General features: G+C 68.0%; 13 protein-coding genes. 5 read left to right on the top strand and 8 right to left on the bottom strand.

Going from position 1 to position 17,909, the window contains the following annotated elements; all coding sequences use genetic code 11:
* Position 1 precedes the first annotated feature (1 nt).
* Together VH567_RS02995 and VH567_RS02990 are read left to right on the top strand one after the other, a co-directional pair.
* On the top strand, positions 2-2,788 hold the full coding sequence (locus tag VH567_RS02995; RefSeq protein WP_423323046.1) for a valine--tRNA ligase: 2,787 nt from the start codon (positions 2-4) through the stop codon (positions 2,786-2,788).
* A gap of 331 nt (positions 2,789-3,119) precedes the next feature.
* A complete protein-coding gene (locus VH567_RS02990) occupies positions 3,120-4,634 on the top strand; it encodes an MATE family efflux transporter (protein ID WP_423323044.1) in 1,515 nt (504 codons plus the stop codon).
* 27 nt (positions 4,635-4,661) lie between these two features.
* On the opposite strand, the gene VH567_RS02985 is transcribed toward VH567_RS02990, so the two are convergent.
* The 4 genes from VH567_RS02985 to VH567_RS02970 form a co-directional block, all read right to left on the bottom strand.
* Positions 4,662-5,426, bottom strand: a complete 765-nt coding sequence (locus VH567_RS02985; protein ID WP_423323042.1) for an NYN domain-containing protein — start codon at positions 5,424-5,426, stop codon at positions 4,662-4,664.
* Between the two features lie 10 nt (positions 5,427-5,436).
* Positions 5,437-5,817 carry a DoxX family protein gene (locus VH567_RS02980; protein ID WP_423323040.1) on the bottom strand — a complete coding sequence of 127 codons (381 nt, stop codon included), beginning with the start codon at positions 5,815-5,817 and terminating at the stop codon, positions 5,437-5,439.
* Between the two features lie 233 nt (positions 5,818-6,050).
* Positions 6,051-6,527 carry a transcription elongation factor GreB gene (gene greB, locus VH567_RS02975; protein ID WP_423323038.1) on the bottom strand — a complete coding sequence of 159 codons (477 nt, stop codon included), beginning with the start codon at positions 6,525-6,527 and terminating at the stop codon, positions 6,051-6,053.
* A gap of 269 nt (positions 6,528-6,796) precedes the next feature.
* Positions 6,797-8,794, bottom strand: coding sequence for a lytic transglycosylase domain-containing protein (locus tag VH567_RS02970; RefSeq protein ID WP_423323036.1), 1,998 nt, complete (start codon positions 8,792-8,794; stop codon positions 6,797-6,799).
* Between the two features lie 102 nt (positions 8,795-8,896).
* On the opposite strand from VH567_RS02970, the gene dapA reads away from it, so the two are divergent.
* Both dapA and VH567_RS02960 read left to right on the top strand, forming a co-directional pair.
* A complete protein-coding gene (dapA, locus tag VH567_RS02965; protein WP_423323702.1) occupies positions 8,897-9,781 on the top strand; it encodes a 4-hydroxy-tetrahydrodipicolinate synthase in 885 nt (294 codons plus the stop codon).
* Between the two features lie 132 nt (positions 9,782-9,913).
* Entirely contained in the window at positions 9,914-11,230 is a 1,317-nt protein-coding gene (locus VH567_RS02960; RefSeq protein WP_423323034.1) for an NAD(P)/FAD-dependent oxidoreductase, read from the top strand.
* Between the two features lie 15 nt (positions 11,231-11,245).
* Here VH567_RS02960 and VH567_RS02955 read toward each other — a convergent pair whose 3' ends face one another.
* The 3 genes from VH567_RS02955 to VH567_RS02945 are packed head-to-tail and all read right to left on the bottom strand — an operon-like array spanning position 11,246 to position 15,469.
* Entirely contained in the window at positions 11,246-12,313 is a 1,068-nt protein-coding gene (locus VH567_RS02955; RefSeq protein ID WP_423323032.1) for a lipocalin-like domain-containing protein, read from the bottom strand.
* Positions 12,313-14,841 (bottom strand): FtsX-like permease family protein, encoded by a 2,529-nt coding sequence (locus tag VH567_RS02950; RefSeq protein ID WP_423323030.1) that lies wholly within the window; start codon positions 14,839-14,841, stop codon positions 12,313-12,315. The genes VH567_RS02955 and VH567_RS02950 overlap by 1 nt, the downstream gene beginning before the upstream one ends.
* Entirely contained in the window at positions 14,831-15,469 is a 639-nt protein-coding gene (locus tag VH567_RS02945) for an ABC transporter ATP-binding protein (protein WP_423323028.1), read from the bottom strand. Before VH567_RS02945 ends, VH567_RS02950 begins: the two co-directional genes overlap by 11 nt.
* Before the next feature lie 783 nt (positions 15,470-16,252).
* On the opposite strand from VH567_RS02945, the gene VH567_RS02940 reads away from it, so the two are divergent.
* On the top strand, positions 16,253-17,080 hold the full coding sequence (locus tag VH567_RS02940) for an alpha/beta fold hydrolase (protein ID WP_423323700.1): 828 nt from the start codon (positions 16,253-16,255) through the stop codon (positions 17,078-17,080).
* Positions 17,081-17,147: 67 nt separating this feature from the next.
* On the opposite strand, the gene VH567_RS02935 is transcribed toward VH567_RS02940, so the two are convergent.
* Positions 17,148-17,678 (bottom strand): hypothetical protein, encoded by a 531-nt coding sequence (locus VH567_RS02935; protein WP_423323026.1) that lies wholly within the window; start codon positions 17,676-17,678, stop codon positions 17,148-17,150.
* Between the last annotated feature and the right edge of the window lie 231 nt (positions 17,679-17,909).

The raw sequence follows: 17,909 nt of genomic DNA, 5'->3' as shown, positions 1-17,909 counted from the left end.
CATGAGCGAGCTTCCCAAAACCTTCGACCCGGCCTCCATCGAATCGCGCTGGTATGCGCATTGGGAGGCGAGCGGCCAGTTCCGCCCCGACCGTCCGAACGCCGAGCCGTGGACGATCGTCAACCCGCCGCCCAACGTCACGGGCTCGCTGCACATCGGCCACGCGCTCGACAACACGCTGCAGGACATCCTGACGCGCCACGCGCGGCTGAAGGGCAAGGATGCGTTGTGGGTGGTCGGCACCGATCACGCCGGCATCGCGACGCAGATGGTGGTCGAGCGCCAGATGGGCGCGGCCGTCCCTCCCCAGAAGCGCACCGACCTGACGCGCGAAGAGTTCGTGGCCAAGGTCTGGGCGTGGAAGGAAGAGAGCGGCGGCGAGATCACGCAGCAGCTCCGCCGGCTGGGCTGCTCGATGGACTGGGCGAACGAGCGCTTCACGATGGACGAGGGCTTTTCGAAGGCCGTCCTGAAGGTGTTCGTCGACCTCCACAAGCAGGGGCTGTTGTACCGCGACAAGCGCCTGGTGAACTGGGACCCGGGCCTCGGCACCGCGATCAGCGACCTCGAGGTCGAGACGCGCGAGATCAAAGGCAGCTTCTGGCACCTGCGCTATCCGCTGGCGGACGGGGCGGGCTTTATCGAGGTGGCGACGACGCGGCCCGAGACGATGCTCGCCGACATGGCCGTGGCGGTGAACGCGTCGGACGAACGCTATAGGCATCTGATCGGCAAGCAGGTGAAGCTGCCGATCACCGGTCGGCTGATCCCGATCATCGCCGACGACCATGCCGATCCCGAGCTCGGATCGGGCGCGGTGAAGATCACGCCGGGGCATGATTTCAACGATTTCGAGGTCGGCAAGCGGGCGGGCATGGCCGCGGGCGCAATGCTCAACATGCTCGATGCGAAGGCTCGCGTCGTGCAGGTCGCGGACGGTCTGATCCCGGAGGAACTGCTCGGGCTGACGACCGCCGAGGCGCGCAAGGCGGTGGTCGAGCGCTTGAAAGCCGACGGTGTCCTGATCCCGCACGTCGACAAGGAGGGCGTCGAGCACGACGCCGAGCCGCGCACGATCCAGACCCCGTATGGCGACCGCTCGGGCGTGGTGATCGAGCCTTGGCTGACCGACCAATGGTATGTGGATGCTAAGACGCTAGCCCAGCCGGCGATCGAGGCGGTGCGCACCGGCGCGATCGATATCGTCCCGAAGACGTGGGAGAAGACGTTCTTCAATTGGATGGACAACATCCAGCCTTGGTGCGTGTCGCGGCAATTGTGGTGGGGCCACCAGATCCCGGCCTGGTTTGCACCTGACGGTACACCATACGTGGCAGAGACCGAGGCTGAAGCGCAGGCTTTGGCCGGCGAGGGCGTGAGCCTCACGCGCGATCCCGACGTGCTCGACACGTGGTTCTCGTCCGCCCTCTGGCCTTTCGCGACGCTCGGATGGGACGGCACCCAACCCCCGTTCGCCCTGAGCGAAGTCGAAGGGCAAGCCACAAGCGCTGCCTCCGCAACCGGTGCTTCGACTTCGCTCAGCACGAACGGGGAGGGGGCACACCGCCACGGCCAACTTAATGGCCGCTACCCGAACGACGTCCTCATTTCCGGCTTCGACATCCTGTTCTTCTGGAACGCGCGGATGATGATGCAGGGGCTGCACTTCATGAAGGAGGTGCCGTTCCGCACGCTCTACCTGCACGGCTTGGTCCGCGCGGCGGACGGCGCCAAGATGTCGAAGTCTAAGGGCAACGTCGTCAATCCGCTGGGGCTGATCGACCAGTACGGCGCCGACGCGCTGCGCTTCTTCATGGCGGCGATGGAGAGCCAGGGCCGCGACATCAAGATGGATGAGAAGCGCGTCGAGGGCTATCGCAACTTCGCCACCAAGCTGTGGAACGCGGCGCGGTTCGCGCAGGCCAACGGCATCGTCGCCAGCACGACGCTGGAGGCACCGCGGGCGGAACTGGCCGTCAACAAGTGGATCATCGCCGAGACGATCGCGACCGTCCAGCAGGTCGACATCGCGCTCGCCGACTACCGCTTCGACGGCGCCGCCAACGCGATCTACCAGTTCGCGTGGAGCCGCTTCTGCGACTGGTATCTCGAACTGATCAAGCCGCAGATGGTGGGCGATGAGCGCGGCGTCATCGACGACGAATCGAAGGCAGTCGCCGGTTGGGTTCTCGACCAGATTCTGGTTCTGCTCCACCCGTTCATGCCGTTCATCACCGAAGAGCTGTGGCACGCGATGGGTGCTCGCGAGCACGACCTGATCGTGGCGCAGTGGCCGATGGCGGATGCGCGGTCGCTCGATCCCGAAGCGAGCAAGGAGGTCGACTGGTTGATCCGCCTGGTTCAGGAAATCCGTACCGCGCGGAATGAGCTGAACGTCCCGCCGGGCGCGCGCCTGCCGCTGCACGTTCGCGATGCGAATGCGGCGACGTTGGCGCGGTTGGAGCGACAGGCGCCGGCGCTCGCGCGTCTCGCCCGTGTCACGCATGCCCAGGGCGAAGCCACCGGCGGCGCGGCGCAGGTCGTCGTGGACGAAGCGACGTTCGTCCTGCCGCTCGAAGGCGTGATCGACCTCGACTCCGAACGCGCCCGCCTGACCAAGGCGATCGCGGCGGCAGAGAAGGAGCGCGACGCGTTGTCGGGCCGTCTCGGCAATGCCAGCTTCGTCGAGCGCGCCAAGCCGGAAGCGGTGGAGAAGGCGAAGGCGGATCACGCCGACAAGGCCGAGGAGGCCGCGCGGTTGCAGGCGGCGCTAGGCCGGCTGGGCTAACCTGCTCCCCTCCCGCAAGCGGGAGGGGAATGCGTGACTGAAGATCTCCACGCTCTAACCAACCACCCGTCACCCCAGCGGAAGCTGGGGTATCCCCGTTATCGGGCGGCCGTTTCTCTTACCCACTAAGATACCCCAGCTTTCGCTGGGGTGACGGGTTTGGGGGGGCTCGTGCGCGGCAAGGCTGGCCAAGCTGCAATCTCTCGCCAGTCGGCCCTCCGTCAACCTGGACTTGTTCCGGGGCCCGCTCCGCGGCTAGGCATAAAGTCTGAGAGGGCGCCCGACCGTCCGCCGGTAGATACCGGAAAAACCGGCCTGACGGAGAGACTGTGTGAGCGACCTTCCATCCAACGTCGACGATCGCGCAGGCCCTCGCGAACTCGCTAACGCCAAGCCCGACACCCGCCCCCGCGGCAAGCCCGGCCAGCGCGACCTGACCACCGGGCATATCGGCAGAACCCTGCTCGCGTTTGCGCTCCCGACGCTCGGCTCGAACATCCTCCAGTCGCTCAACGGCTCGATCAACGCGATCTGGGTCGGGCGCTATCTTGGCGAGGGCGCATTGGCGGCGACGTCGAACGCCAACATCATCATGTTCCTCACGTTCGGCGCAGTGTTCGGGTTCGGCATGGCGGCGACGATCCTGGTCGGGCAGAGCTTTGGTCGGCATGATCTGGAGGGTGCGCGTCGGGCGTTTGGTTCGGCGGTTGGTCTCGTGCTTGGCGGTGCGGTGGTGATCGCTGCGCTGGGCTGGGTGTTTGCGCCGGAGATCCTCCACCTGCTCGCGACGCCCGGCGATGCGATGCCGCTGGCGCTCGCGTATCTGCGCGTGATCTTCCTCGGGTTGCCCGCGTCGATGATGATGGTGCTGCTGATGATGGGGCTGCGCGGGACCGGCGATTCGATGACGCCGCTTTGGTTCATGCTGCTCAGCGCTATCCTCGACAGTGCGCTCAACCCGCTGTTGATCGCAGGCATCGTGCCATTCCCGCGCATGGGAATCGCCGGTTCGGCGACCGCGACGCTGGTTGCCAGCCACGTCTCGTTGCTCGGGCTGGTTGCCTATATCTACAGGCGTGATCTGCCGCTGAGGCTCCGCGGCAACGAACTCCGCTATCTCATCCCCGAGCGCGCGCTGACCGGCACGATCGTGCGGAAAGGCCTGCCGATGGGCGCGCAGATGCTCGTCATGTCGACCGCCGGGCTCGCGATGGTCGGGCTGGTCAATCGGCTCGGCGTCGATACCGCGGCGGCCTATGCCGTGTCGCAGCAGCTCTGGACGTATATCCAGATGCCCGCGCTGGCGATCGGCGCGGCTGTCAGTTCGATGGCGGCGCAGAATATCGGCGCGGGCCGCTGGGACCGGGTGGGGGATATTTCTAGGTATGGTGTGCTGTTCAACGTCGCGTTGACCGGGGCGATGGTTGGCGTGGTCATTCTGTTCGATCGGCCGGTGATGGCGTTGTTCATCGGCGCGACCAGCCCGGCGTTGCCGATCGCGCGGCATATCCAGCTGATCGCGAGCTGGAACTTCATCCTGTTCGGCATGACGATGGTGCTGTTCTCGACCGTCCGCGCGAACGGCGCGGTGATCGCGCCGCTGATCGCGTTGATCGTCGCGCTGTACCCGGTGCGGATCGGCTTTGCGTTGCTGGCGAAGCCGTGGCTCGGGGCGGATGCGTTGTGGTGGAGCTTCCCGCTGGGGTCGCTCGCGACGCTGGCGATCGCGGTCTGGTATTATCGCTATGGGAATTGGCGGAAGGGCGCGCTGGTGGTGCCCGACGACAGCGAGGAACAGGCGCACGGGATGAGCGAACCGGGTGGGCGGCTGCAGCCTACGGGGTAGTGCAGATGCTGTCGAAGTCCGAGAGTTCTACCGCAGACGCTTCACGAACGACCGGCCACCCTCGCGGCGCTCATGCTGAAAATTGGGGATCGTCTCGATCAGGTCGGACAGCCGGTTGAACCCGTAGTTGCGCGCATCGAAGCTCGACCGGTTGCCCGCAAGCTGGCCAAGTTCGGCGACGCTGGCGTAGCCCTTCTCGTCGCGCTTCACGGCGTTGTACGCGTCGATCAGGAGCTTGATGACCTGCTCGTCGATCGGCTGCGCCGTCTTGGGGCGAGCGACCGGTGTCGGCGTAGCGGGCTTCTCGCCCGCCACCGGGGCGGGGGTTGGCGCGGGCATAGGCTGCGACGTTTCGTTCAGCGCGCCCACGTCGATGAACCGCGTGCAGGCCTGGCGGAAACCCTCGGGCGTGCGGCTGGTGCCGAAGCCGTAGACCGGTATGCCGTCTTGGCGGATACGCGTCGCGAGCGGCATGAAATCGCTGTCCGACGACATGATGCCGAAGCCGTCGATGCGCCCGCGAAACAGCAGGTCCATCGCGTCGATCGTCATCTTCATGTCGGTCGCGTTCTTGCCCTTGGTCAGGTCGAACTGCTGCTGCGGCTCGATGCCGTGCTTGATCGACATGTCGCTCCACGCCTTGAGCGCGGGCTTCGACCAGTTGCCATAGACCCGGCGGACGTTGACCGTGCCGAGTTCGGCAAGGACGGTCAGCACCGGGTCGAGCGTTGCGGCGGACGCGTTGTCCGCGTCGATCAGGAGGGCGACGTTGCGCGTTGTGGTATCGATCATGCGCGCGAGGTTAGACGCGCCGACGCTGCGCGTCCACGCTCCAGACGCCGCCACCGGCCGCGGCAAGGTACAGGAAGACGAAGCAGTACAGCACCGCCGGCTCGCCGCCATTGGCGATCGGGAAAGGCCCTTGCGGGAAATGTGCGAGGAAATACGCGACTGCGGACATGCCCGAGAGCACGAATGCCACCGGGCGCGTGAACAGGCCGATGATGAGCAAGCCTCCGCCGACGACCTCAAGGCCGCCCGCGGCGTACAGCAGCGGGTTCATCGGCATCGCGAAGGGCGGCAGGCCGAAGAACTTCGAGATGCCGTGGCTGAAGAAGACGAGCGCGACGACGACGCGCATGACGCTGAGCAGGCGGGCGGACCAGTTGGCGGGTATCGGCATGGGGAAGTCCTCGGGTGTCGTTGCGTTGGCGAAACGTCACACGGGGCGGGATGTGGGTCAATTCGCGTAAATCGAAACGGATCGTTTGCGGCCGCTTAGCGATCATCCCCCGTAAGGGGGAGGTGGCTGGCGATTGCCAGACGGAGGGGGAGGTAAGCGCCAACCGCTGTTCCGTATCCTCCCCCTCCGTCACCTGCGGTGCCACCTCCCCCTGGCGGGGGAGGATCGCACCGTTAGGGATAGGCGATCGCGATCACCTCGTATTCGCGTTCGCCGGCGGGGAGGTCCACCCGGCGCACGTCGCCGATCGCGGCGCCGCGCAAGGCGCGCGCGAAGGGCGAGTTCCAGCCGATCCGTCCGTTGCTCGCGTCGGTCTCGTCGTCGCCTACCAGGGTCAGCACGCGCTCGACGTCGTCTTCGTCGGCGACCGTCACGCAGGCGCCGAACCAGACGCGCGTGCGATCTTCCTGGGCGGCGGGGTCGACGACCTTGGCCGCCTTCATCCGCTTCGACAGCCAGCCGAGCCGGCGATCGATTTCGCGCAGGCGTTTGCGGCCGTAGATATAGTCGCCGTTCTCGGAGCGGTCGCCGTTGCCGGCGGCCCATGAGATGACTTCGACCAAGGCGGGGCGCTCGGTCGACAGGAGTTGCTCGTATTCGGTGCGGAGTACGGTGTAGCCGGAGGGGGTGATGTAGTTCGGGCGGTCCATGCGGGATGCTATACCGCCTCGAGATCGGTCACCCTAGCCGGAACAACTGTCACCTTAGCAGCCTCCCGCGTCATCCCAGCGAAAGCTGGGGTCTCCCGCGGCTCCAGCCCGACCGACAACCGGGATACCCCAGCTTTCGCTGGGGTGACGGACTTTAGGGGGGGGGGGATGACGATGACCGGTACCGCGCTCTTGTTCTCCCGCGAAGGCGGGAGCCCAGTCTGGGCTCCCGCCTTCGCGGGAGAACAATCTTCTCAAGTAGCCAGGCTTCAGCCCGGTCGGTTTTTTCCTAGATACCACGACAGCCGTGCTGCCCCCCGGCTCTTCGCCCGCGCGGGGTTCATCAGGTCGTATACCACCGCATTCTCCAGCACGCGCTGCACGTAGTTGCGTGTCTCCTGGTATGGGATCGCCTCGACCCAATCGATGATATCGACAGCCCCGGTCCGCGGGTCGCCGTTCGCGCGGAGCCATTTGTTCACGTTGCCGCCGCCCGCATTATATGCCGCCACCGCCAGCGGATAGCTGCCGTAATTGGCGTAGACCCGCTGGAAATAGCTCGAGCCGAGCATGATCGACATGTTCGGATCGGTCGTCAGCGCCGCCTGATTATACGCGAGGCCAATCTTGCCCGACTGCTCTCGCGCGGTAGCCGGCATCAGCTGCATCAGGCCACGAGCCCCTGCATGCGACACGGCAGCGCGATCGAACTGGCTTTCCTGCCGCGAGATCGCGTGGATGATCGTCCAGTTGTCCTCATACCCCGACGGCACCGACACCATCGGGAAGCCGACCGCGGAATAGTCGCTCAAGCCGTTCGCAAGCGCGCTGCGCCCGACCATCACGCCGAGATCGGGGCGGTTGATGCTTTTCGACAGTTCGGCGGCGAGCAGGTGATCGGTATCGGTCGTCGCGTCCGCGGCGATCTGGCGGACGAACGCGGTCTGGTCCTGCCAGTCGTTAATCTGCCCCAGGAACTTGACCGCGCGCACCGTCTCGCGCCGGTCGAACGCGGCCCGTGCTGCCGGATCGACCGCCACCGACGCGACCGAAGGCGGCGCGACCAGCGCGCGGCCGGTCCGCTCGTTCGCCAGCTGCCCGTAATATTGATCGCGGTAGCCCGCCGCCTGGCCGTAGAACGCCGCCGCCTGAGGGGCCAACCCGGCCGCTTCCGCCGCGCGTCCTGCCCAGTAATAGCCCTTCGACCGGACCTGGGGCGAGCGCGAGCCCCGCGCATACCGGTCGAACAGCGTCATCGCATCCGCCGGCCGACCGAGCTGTTTCATCGCGACGCGTCCGCCGAGCCAGGCGAGATTGGTATATTCGTCGCGCTCGGCATAGGATTTCGTCGAGACGTCGGCCCCGTACGGATACGCGTCGTCGATCTGCCGCGCGATGTCGTAGGCGACCTGATATTGCCCGTCGTTCGCCGCGCCGTTCGCATTGGTGACGAGCACCTCGTACCATTCCGCCGCATTGCCCGGCCGCGTGACCAACGACCGCGGTCGCGCCAGCCACGCCCGCGCCGAAGGGCTGGCGCCCGAATTGCGCAACCACTGCGCCCGGTCCGCGACATAACCCGCGTCGTTCGCATACAAGGTCTGCGTCGACGCCGAGATATCCGAGGCGTTCGGCGCATTCGTCCGGAAGGCCAGCCGCGCCTGGAATATCGGCCGTCGCGCGGCACTCGTCCAGACGATCTGCCGCTGCGCCGCGCCGGTCTGGCCCGCCCACAGCAGCGCATCCATCCGCGCATCCTGATCGTCCGGCGTCAGCGCACCCGGAAAGCCCGATACGACCATCGCCTCGTCGGTCGGCGTCAACCCGCTGCTGCGCCACGCCGTCCGCACCGCCGCATAGGCCTGATCCCGCGCGCCCGTCGCCTGCAAAGCCCGAGCGTAGGCGACGCCGCCGGATGCGGACTGCGGCGGATACCGGCGGAAGAAGGCGATCACGCTGTTGGGCGAACCGGTCACCGCCTTGCGCTCGGCCGCACGCCGGTTCGCGGTCTCGTTGGGCCAGCCCGGATGTGCCATCAGGAAGCCTGCATAGCTGTCGAACGGCAGCGCGTCGGTCTGTTGCAACGCCCGCCACTGCGCGATGGTCGAGGCGATCGCGCCGTCGCTGTTCATGGGGGGCGTCATCGGCTGCGCCTGCGGTCCCATATTGGCGAGTTGCGTGCTGTAGCGATCGAGCGTCTGCTGACCGGCGCCGGACGCGGCGACCGTCCCCGCCACGGCTGCGAGGAGAAGGCTCGTTTTAAACATCGATGCTACCATGTGGACAGCATACGCCTCGAACCCGTATCTGTCCTGAACGAAATCCGGATTTTCCCCGACATCCGGCGCAATTGGGACGCAGGCTACCGCATGTTTTCAGGATCGATTCCGGCGCTCGTCACGCCGTTCGCCGCCGATGGCAGCTTCGACGAACCCGCCTATCGCGACTTCATCGAGTGGCAGATCGTCGAGGGCTCGTCCGGGCTGGTCGCGTGCGGCACCACCGGCGAAGCGGCGACCTTGTCGTACGACGAGCATTTCCACGTCGTCCGCGTCTGCGTCGACCAGGCGAAGGGGCGCGTGCCCGTGATCGCCGGCGCCGGCTCGAACGACACGCGCGTCGCCTCGGCAAACCTGCGCGCCGCCAAGGAGGCCGGTGCCGACGCCGCGCTGATGGTGCCGCCCTATTACAATCGACCGGGGCAGGAGGGCATCTTCCGCCATTTCGAAGCGCTCGCCGCGACGACGCCGCTGCCGATCATCCTCTACAACGTCCCCGCGCGCACGGTGACGGACATCCAGCCGGCAACGCTCGCGCGGATCGTGACGGCGTTCCCGGACGTGTTCGTCGGCGTGAAGGATGCCAGCGGCGTGCTCGCCCGCGTCTCGCAGCACCGCGCGTCGTGCGGGCCCGACTTCTGCCAATTGTCGGGTAACGACGACATGGCGCTGGCGTTCAACGTGATGGGCGGCACGGGCTGCATCTCGGTCACGGCCAACGTCGCGCCCCGGCTTTGCGCGGAGTTCCAGGCGGCCTGCCAGGCGGGCGACTTCGTCAAGGCACTGGCGTACCAGGACCAGCTTTACCCCCTGCACGAGGCGCTGTTCACCGACGCATCGCCGGGGCCGGTAAAATACGCTATGACCCAGATACGCGCCGGGTTTCCCGAGACGCTTCGCCTGCCGATGACGCTTGCGGGCGCGGCATCGCGGACGGCGGTCGACGCCGCGCTGGAGCACGCCAGGCTCGTCTGAGATCGGGGAGGGGGCTGACGCTCCCGACCCAATGTCATCCCGGCAAAGACCGGGAAGCAGGGCGCGTCGTCGTCATAGGGAGAGGGCCCCAAGCACATGATCGTGCCCCCCCATTCGACGAGGACTACCACCATGACCGCCAGCAAGACCCAGATCGTCATCGTCGGTGGCGGCGCCGCCGGGCTCGAGCTCGCGACCCGGCTGGGTGCGCGCTATGGACGCAAGCGGCACGACATCATCGTCGTCGACCGCAACCGCACGCATATCTGGAAGCCGCTGCTGCACGAGGTCGCGACCGGTTCGCTCGACGCCAACATGGACGAGGTCGGCTATCGCAGCCATTGCCACCGCTGGGGCTACCGGTTCTTCTATGGCGCGCTGGCCGGGATCGATCGCACCGCGCGGCAGGTCCACCTCGCGCCGGTCAACGACGAGGATGGTCGCGAGGTAATCGCCGCGCATAGCATCCGCTACGATTACCTGGTGCTCGCTTATGGCTCGGTGACCAACGATTTCGGTACGCCCGGCGTCGCCGAGAACTGCACCTTCCTCGACAGCCGCGCGCAGGCCGACCGGTTCCGCGATCGCCTGCTCGACCAGTGCCTGCGCGTGTCGCGCACCATGACCACCGATCCCGCGAGCGACGCGCGTGTCCGGGTGGCAATCGTCGGCGGCGGCGCGACCGGGGTCGAGCTGTCCGCCGAACTGTTCAACGCGGCGGCGGCGCTCGGCTATTACGGGCTGGAGGTGTTCGATGGCGGACGGCTCGACGTGACGTTGATCGAGGCGGGGCCGCGTATCCTGCCGGCGCTGCCCGAACGGCTGGCGGCGGCGGCGCAGCGCGAGCTCGAGGCGCTCGGCGTCCGCGTGCTCGTCAACACCCCGGTCACCGCGTCCGACCGCGAGGGCATGACCACCGGCTCGGGCGACCGGATCGACGCCGATCTCCAGGTCTGGGCGGCGGGCGTGAAGGCGGCGGCGATCCCGGGCGGGCTCGACGGTCTCGACTTGTCGCGCGGGGGCCAGATCGTCGTGACGCCGACGCTCCAGACCGCGATCGACGACCGGGTCTTTGCGATGGGCGACTGCGCGTCGTGCCTGCTCCCCGGCCGCGATCGTCCCGTGCCGCCACGCGCGCAGGCCGCGCACCAGATGGCATCGACGGTGTTCGACAATCTCAAGCGGCTGATGGCGGGCAAGCCCGCGCGCGCTTTCGTCTACAAGGATCACGGGTCGCTGGTGTCGCTCAGCCGGTTCTCGACGGTCGGCACGCTGATGGGCAATCTGGTCGGCGGCAAGCTCGCGATCGAGGGGCGGCTGGCGCGGTTCGTGTATCTGTCGCTGTACCGGATGCACCTGATCGCGATCCATGGCTGGCTGAAGGGCAGCGCGCTGATCGTCGTGGGGCACGTCAACAAGATCGTCCGGCCGAGCCTGAAGCTGCATTGAGTTTACGCAGGGGTGTCACATCGCGAGCGGGCGATCATAGCCGGTGAGTTCGAGATAGCCGCGGCCACCGCGCGTGCGTACGGCGCCCTCCCAATAGACCGGCAGGCCGCTGCGTCGCGCGTCGAGTTCCTGGGCGGCGAACATCGGTGTCAGGCGCCAGCGTACCACGCGGCCGGCGATGCGGACGCCGACCTCCTGCGACACGGGGTAGGTCGCGCCGGTCGCAGGGCTGCGCCAGGTCGCGAGCGGGCGGAACGTCACGTCCTGCGGCCCCAGTACCACGGTCGTGCCATCCGCGCGGCGCAGCGACCCGCCCGACCACAAGGTCCCGCCACCCTTGCGCCGAATGCGGAACGCCATCAGCGCGGAACCGTCGTCGAAATTGAGCCCGGTCCAGTCCCAGCCCTGCGCAGTCGGTGCGAGGTAGTTGGACGACCATTCGCGATCGAGCCATGCCTCGCCGCGCACGGCAACCGATCTGCCGCCGCGCGTCACCCGGCCGCTCACCTGGAGGTGCGGGATCGAGTAATAATAGCTCGCCTCCTCGGGCCGTGGACCCTTGCGGCTGTAACCCCCTGACCCCTGCGGTAGCGGCGGCTGCGTCGGCTGGAGGTCGAGCGCCAGCGCGAAGCCGTCCGCGGTGACCTGCGTCGACCAGCGGCCGTCTCGCGCGCGCCGGATGCGCCAGTCGCGGATCGCCACGTCGGCATCGCCCGTCCGCGCCTGCGCCAGGCCGAAGCCTTGGCGCGCGGCGCGCTCGCCGTGGAGCAGCTTTCCGGTCGCGGGATCGGACAAGGCGGCATGCGCGAACAGGATCTGGCCCGGCGTGAAGCGGCTCGGATTGCGCCCGTCGACCTGCGGGCGCGTCCGGAAGAACGTCACCTGGAAGCCGAGATCCTCGCCCGCATCGGTCTTCAGCCAGCCAGTGACGTACCACCATTCGGTACGGAACGCCGGATGCGCGCCGTGATCCGCCGGAAAGCTGAGGACGATCCCCGGCCGCACGACCGGGTAAGGCGTGGCGGCGGGCGCGGCGACTGCGACGGTGGCGATCAGCCCGATCAGGGCTCCCGAACGGCGCATCACCAATCCTCCCGTACCGATTGCACCGCGCTTCTCGCGGTCGCCCGCCGCCCTGCCAGCACCGCGGTCAGCGCGGCGGCACCGGTCAACGCCGCCGCGACGCCGAGCAGCGTCCCGAGCGGCACCCGCGTGGTCATCGTCCAGTTGAACGACTGCGGATTGATGACGTGGATCAGCACTTGCGACAGGATCAGCCCAAGCCCGATCCCCGCCAGCGCGCCGGTCAGCCCGACGATCGCGCCCTCGATCGCGAGCATCCGCGAAAGCTGTCCGCGCGTCAGCCCGAGATGCCGGAGCATGCCGAACTCGCGTTCGCGCGCGATCGTCTGCGCCGACATCGTCGCGGCGACACCGGCCAGCCCGACCAGGATCGCGACCGCCTCCAGCAGATAGGTCACCGCGAAGCTCCGGTCGAACAGGCGCAGCGCGAGCTGTCGCAAGGTGGCGGGGCGGCCGACCTCGACCTGGTCGCGCAAGGACGCAGGCAGCTTCGCGGTCATCGCCTGCGCCACCCGGTCCGGATCGCGGCCGGGCGCGACCATCGCCGATATCTCGTCGCGCCCCTCGTCGCCGGTCAGTCGCTGATAGTCGCCCTCGTCGATCAGCACCGCGCCCGCCTGCCGCCCGTAATCGCGCCAGACGCCCGCGACCACGAACCGCGTGCGCCCGGCGATCGGCAACACGATCGTCTCGCCCGGATCCCAGCCGTACAGCCGTTGCGCCGGTTCGGAGACCCATACCGGCAACGCCGCCGCGGTCACCGGCGGCCCGCGCGCGATCAGCACCAGCAGCGGATCGCGGCCGTCGCGCTCGGGTCGCGCGATCAGGCTGACGGGCGGGCGATCGGGGGCGATGGTCAGCGGGATCTGGCGGCTGAAGGCGAGGCGGGCGATGCCCGGCGTGGTCGCCAGCGCGGTGCGCGTGGCAGGATCGAAGCTCGCGCCCGCGGTCGTGCGCAGATAGAGATCGGCGCCGAGCACCTGCCCGAGCCACTCGTCGACCGCGCCGCGGAAACTGGTCACCATCGTCGCCATCGCGATCATCAGCGCGGTCGACGCGACGATCCCGCAGAGTGCGGTCGCGGCCTCGCCCGGCGCGCCGTGGAGATGGCGGATCGCCAGCAGGCCTGGCACGCCGCCACGCCCGCGTCTTGCCAGTGGCGTCAGCAGCAAGCGGGCGAACCACGGCACGCCCGCGACGCCGCCGGCCAGCATCAGCGCCATGCCGGCAAAGCCGAACAGCGGCAGGCCGTCGATCGCCGGCAACAGCGACACCGCGATCCCCGCCAGCAACAGCGCGGCGGCGGGCCACCAGGCGACCGGCCGTCGCGGATCGAGCACGTCGCCGGCGTTCTTGAGCGCCGCGGCGGGCGCTGCACGGGCGGCGGCGCGGGCGGGCAGGGCACTGCCGAGCACGGCGGCCAGCAGGCCGAGCGCGAAGAAACCGAACGCCGCCGCCGGCTGGAATACGACGCGCGCCGCGCCGCCGCCGAAATAGCCTGCGCCGAGGTCGCCGCCGAACCAGTGCAGCGCGGCCGAGGCGAGACCATAGCCCGCGAGCAGCCCGACCGAGGCGCCGACCAGCCCGATCGCAAGCCCCTCGACCACCACCGCCGCGACGATCCCGCCGCGCGGCATGCCGAGCGTGCGCAGCAACGCGAACGCGCGCTGGCGCCGCACGACGGACAGCGATTGCGCGGAGTAGACGAGGAAGCCGCCGGTCAGCAGCGCGACCAGCGCGAGCATGTCGAGGTTGACGCGATAGGCCCGCGACAGCGCGTCGCCCTGCGCGTTCTGCGTTTCTGCCGTCGACAGCACCGCGTCGGCGGGCAGGATCGCGCGCAACGCCGCCTCCGCGACCGCTCGATCCGACAGCGCCAGGTCGAGCCGGTCGATCCGTCCGAGCCGGCCGAACCGCCACTGCGCCGCGGCGATGTCGATCACCGCGACCGCCGCCGCATCGTCGGCCGCAGGCAGCGTGCCGGCGATGCGAAGTGGAACGGAGCGTCCGTTGGCGACCACCACCACACGCTCGCCGACCTTCGTCCCTGTCTGCGCCAGCGCGGCGCGCGACACGAACAGCGCTTCGTCATCAAAGGCTGCATCGCCGCCGCTATCGGGGCCGCGCGGGCGGACGCCGATCAAGGACGGCGTCACCGCGGCGGCGCGGATAACGTCGACGCCGAGCAGCGTCAGCCTGGTCTTGCCGATTCGTGCATCGAGGCGGACCACGGGACTGGAATCGGCGACACCGGCGACGCGGGCGACCCGGGGATAGAGCCGTTCGTCGACCCCCAGCGGGCTGGTCGCGCGGACCGACAGTTCGGCCGCGCCGCTGACGCCGCGCATCGCGCCGTCGAACGCCGCGAGCGCGGATCCGTTGACGAGGTGGACCGCGAAGCCAAGCGCGACGCCGACCGCGATCGCCACCGCGGTCGTCAGGAAGCGCGCGGGGTGGAAACGCCATTCGCCGCCGATCAGCCAGCCGAGCGCGAGCCGGCCCGAGCGCAGGCCGGGCTCAGCCGCCATGATGCTCCACCAGTCCATCGGCACCCAGCGTCAGCACGCGGTCGGCGATCGCCGCGGTGGCGGCGGAATGCGTCACCATGATCCCGGCGGCGCCATTGCCGCGGACCGCGTCGGCGAACAGCGCGAGCACGCGCGCGGCGGTGTCGGGGTCGAGATTGCCGGTCGGCTCGTCCGCGAGGATCAGCGCGGGCCGGTGGACGAGCGCACGGGCGATCGCGACGCGCTGCAGTTCGCCGCCCGACAGGTCGCGGGCATAGCCGTCGCCGCGCCCGCCCAGGCCGACGGCGTCGAGCATCGCCGCGGCACGCGCGCCCGCCGCCGCCTTGTCGGGCGAGATCAGCGCGAGCGGCAGCGCGACGTTCTGCTGGAGCGTCAGATAGGGCAGGATATGGAAGGCCTGGAACACGAAGCCGATCCGCTCGCGCCGCAACCGCGTACGCGCAGTCTCGTCGAGCGGACCGAGTCCGACGCCGTCGATCGCGACGCTGCCCTCATCCGCCTCGTCGAGCCCCGCGAGGATGTTCAGCAACGTCGATTTGCCGACCCCGGACTCGCCGATGATCGCGACCAGCTCGCCGCTGCCGACCGCGAGATCGAGGTGCTGGAACAGCCGCCGGGGACCGGGCACCGACTTGCCAAGTGTTTGGACGGAAAGGAGGGAAGCGCGCTGGTGCATGCTCCGGTGGTGGCCGAGGACACGCCGCCGGGCAAGGCATTACGGCGCCGTCCATACGATCCGTGTTGGCTGCTCGGTGGCGCACGACATGAGCATGGGCGACTGCCATCGGCGCTCGTTCGTTCGAAGTTATCCTCGGCGCAAAATTCTTCCGACTCGCGAAGGCGTAAGTCGTTCGGGAGGTCGCCGGACGTGTCGCGAAGACTATGCAGACGCTGTGATCGATGAAGTCGGCGTCCGGTTTCGCGCTATCTGCATATTTATTTTGCGATGTCCTGCTCCTCGGTAAGGCGTCGATTTCGTCACGAATAAACAAACGTAGGTTAACTATGGCTTTGGGATGATGCGAGGAATTGGTTGGCGTGAGATTCGTGCGCACCGCGGTATGCGGCGTGCAGGGTCTTCTGCCGGATGCGGGTGACCACGCCAGGGTATTTGCTGCAGTCGCGTTCGGTGCAACGAAGGGGGCGGGGCCGTTCGCCTCGACGGGCGCCTAGGTCGCGATCAGCCGACCGGGTGCCGCTCTCGACCAGACCCTTTGCGTAAGGATCGCCGATGACCGTGCACGAACAGCCCATGCCGCGTTCGACGTCCCCGGATCCGGCGCCTGCCGAGCCACCAGGCGGTTCGCGCCGCGACGTCCTGCTCGGTGCCGCGGCACTGACCGGCGCCGCGCTCGCGCATCCCGCCGTGGCCGTCGCACAGACCCGCCCACCAATTTCCGGAGACAAGACGATGAGCACGATCACAGTCAAGGACGGCACGCAGATCTTCTACAAGGAATGGGGGACGGGCCAGCCGATCGTCTTCCATCACGGTTGGCCGCTGAGCGGCGACGACTGGGATGCGCAGATGATGTTCTTCTCGCAGAAGGGCTACCGCGTCGTCGCGCATGATCGTCGCGGGCACGGCCGATCGAGCCCGGCGTCGAGCGGCAACGACATGGATACCTATGCCGCCGACGTGTTCGCGGTCACCTCGCATCTCGGGCTGCGCGATGCGATCCATATCGGCCATTCGACCGGCGGTGGCGAGGCGATCCGCTATGTCGCGAAATACGGCGCCAACGGCCGCGTCGCCAAGGCGGTGCTGATCGGTGCGATCCCGCCACGCCTGTCGCGCGCGCCGACCAATCCCGATGGCGTACCGGCCGAGGCGATCGACGGCATCCGCGCCGGCACCGCCGCCAACCGCGCCGACTTCTACAGCGGGTTCGCGACCGGACCGTTTTACGGCTTCAATCGCACCGGCGCCAAGGTGTTGCCCGCGGTGTCCGACAATTGGATGCGGCAGGCGATGGTCGGCGACATCAAGGCGCAATATGATTGTATCGGCGCGTTTGCCGACACCGATTTCACCGCCGATCTGAAGTCGGTCGAGCAGCCGGTGCTGATCCTGCACGGCGAGGACGATCAGGTCTGCCCGATCGACACGACGGGGCGGCTGGCGGTCAAGCTACTGAAGCACGGCTCGATCAAGACCTATCCCGGCTATCCGCACGGCATGGCGACGATCCATGCCGACGTGATCAATCCCGACATCCTGGCGTTCATCCGTAGCTGACGGTCTGGCGGCGGACGGAGCATCCGCTCCGTCCGCCGCCGTTCGCGCATTGATAATGGTGCAGCGGTCAGCGCAGGCGGCGGACGCGGGCCGAGCGACGACCGGGCGAGGTCGCGACGTAGCTGCCGAGCGCGCCGGCCTTGATCGTCACCACGTCGCCGCGGCGTGGCGCGAGCATGACCTGCTCGGTGGTTTCCCATAATCCGCCGTCGTCCAGCTCGAAGCGGATCAGCCCGCCGGGCAGCGGCGTCGTGCTGCGCATCGTGGCGACCAGCTGCTTCATCGCCTCGTCGTCCTTGCCGCCGCCGAACAGTTCGATCGAGGGCAGGGAAAAGCCGAACAGCGATCGTTTCGCCTTGCGGACCTCGCTGCGGTCCAGGATCACGATATCGCTCTTGCGCTGGGCATCGACGACCGCGCCGACCGTCCGGTCGAAACAGGCCAGCCGCTCGGCATCGGCGCGAATGGCGCGGCAATCGCCGAGCTGGCCGATCAGCGTGCCCGACTTCGCGCTCCGATCGTCCGCATCGGCCCGATTTGCGACGGCGTCACCGACGGCGCCGGTCGATGCGATCAGCAGCAGGATTGGTCCGATCATCAAATTATATCCCAGTGTGTCGATGTATCACGACTGCATCGACCGGTTCGGCGGGCGAGGCAAGATGCGAAATCGCTGCCGGATCGGATCCGATCGTCGGCGTTCGGCCGCGCGTCACACCGTGTGACCAATTGGCAACAAAGCATCGTAAACCGTCGCAGTGTGAATAATGTCCATTGCGGCCGCATCCATTCGCTATCTAAACGTTGCGGCGAGACCGGGCTTCATCAA

This window comes from Sphingomonas sp. 4RDLI-65 (assembly GCF_049472435.1).
In the GTDB taxonomy this organism is placed as follows: domain Bacteria; phylum Pseudomonadota; class Alphaproteobacteria; order Sphingomonadales; family Sphingomonadaceae; genus Sphingomonas.
This window is presented reverse-complemented; position numbering and strand designations above follow the sequence as displayed.

Excerpts from the sequence above, each read along its gene's own strand:
- VH567_RS02995 (WP_423323046.1), top strand. The coding sequence starts at position 2 with ATGAGCGAGCTTCCCAAAACCTTCGACCCGGCCTCCATCGAATCGCGC.
- VH567_RS02985 (WP_423323042.1), bottom strand. The coding sequence starts at position 5,426 with ATGATCGATACCACAACGCGCAACGTCGCCCTCCTGATCGACGCGGAC.
- VH567_RS02980 (WP_423323040.1), bottom strand. The coding sequence starts at position 5,817 with ATGCCGATACCCGCCAACTGGTCCGCCCGCCTGCTCAGCGTCATGCGC.
- greB (WP_423323038.1), bottom strand. The coding sequence starts at position 6,527 with ATGGACCGCCCGAACTACATCACCCCCTCCGGCTACACCGTACTCCGC.
- VH567_RS02970 (WP_423323036.1), bottom strand. The coding sequence starts at position 8,794 with ATGTTTAAAACGAGCCTTCTCCTCGCAGCCGTGGCGGGGACGGTCGCC.
- dapA (WP_423323702.1), top strand. The coding sequence starts at position 8,897 with ATGTTTTCAGGATCGATTCCGGCGCTCGTCACGCCGTTCGCCGCCGAT.
- VH567_RS02960 (WP_423323034.1), top strand. The coding sequence starts at position 9,914 with ATGACCGCCAGCAAGACCCAGATCGTCATCGTCGGTGGCGGCGCCGCC.
- VH567_RS02955 (WP_423323032.1), bottom strand. The coding sequence starts at position 12,313 with ATGCGCCGTTCGGGAGCCCTGATCGGGCTGATCGCCACCGTCGCAGTC.
- VH567_RS02950 (WP_423323030.1), bottom strand. The coding sequence starts at position 14,841 with ATGGCGGCTGAGCCCGGCCTGCGCTCGGGCCGGCTCGCGCTCGGCTGG.
- VH567_RS02940 (WP_423323700.1), top strand. The coding sequence starts at position 16,253 with ATGAGCACGATCACAGTCAAGGACGGCACGCAGATCTTCTACAAGGAA.
- VH567_RS02935 (WP_423323026.1), bottom strand. The coding sequence starts at position 17,678 with ATGATCGGACCAATCCTGCTGCTGATCGCATCGACCGGCGCCGTCGGT.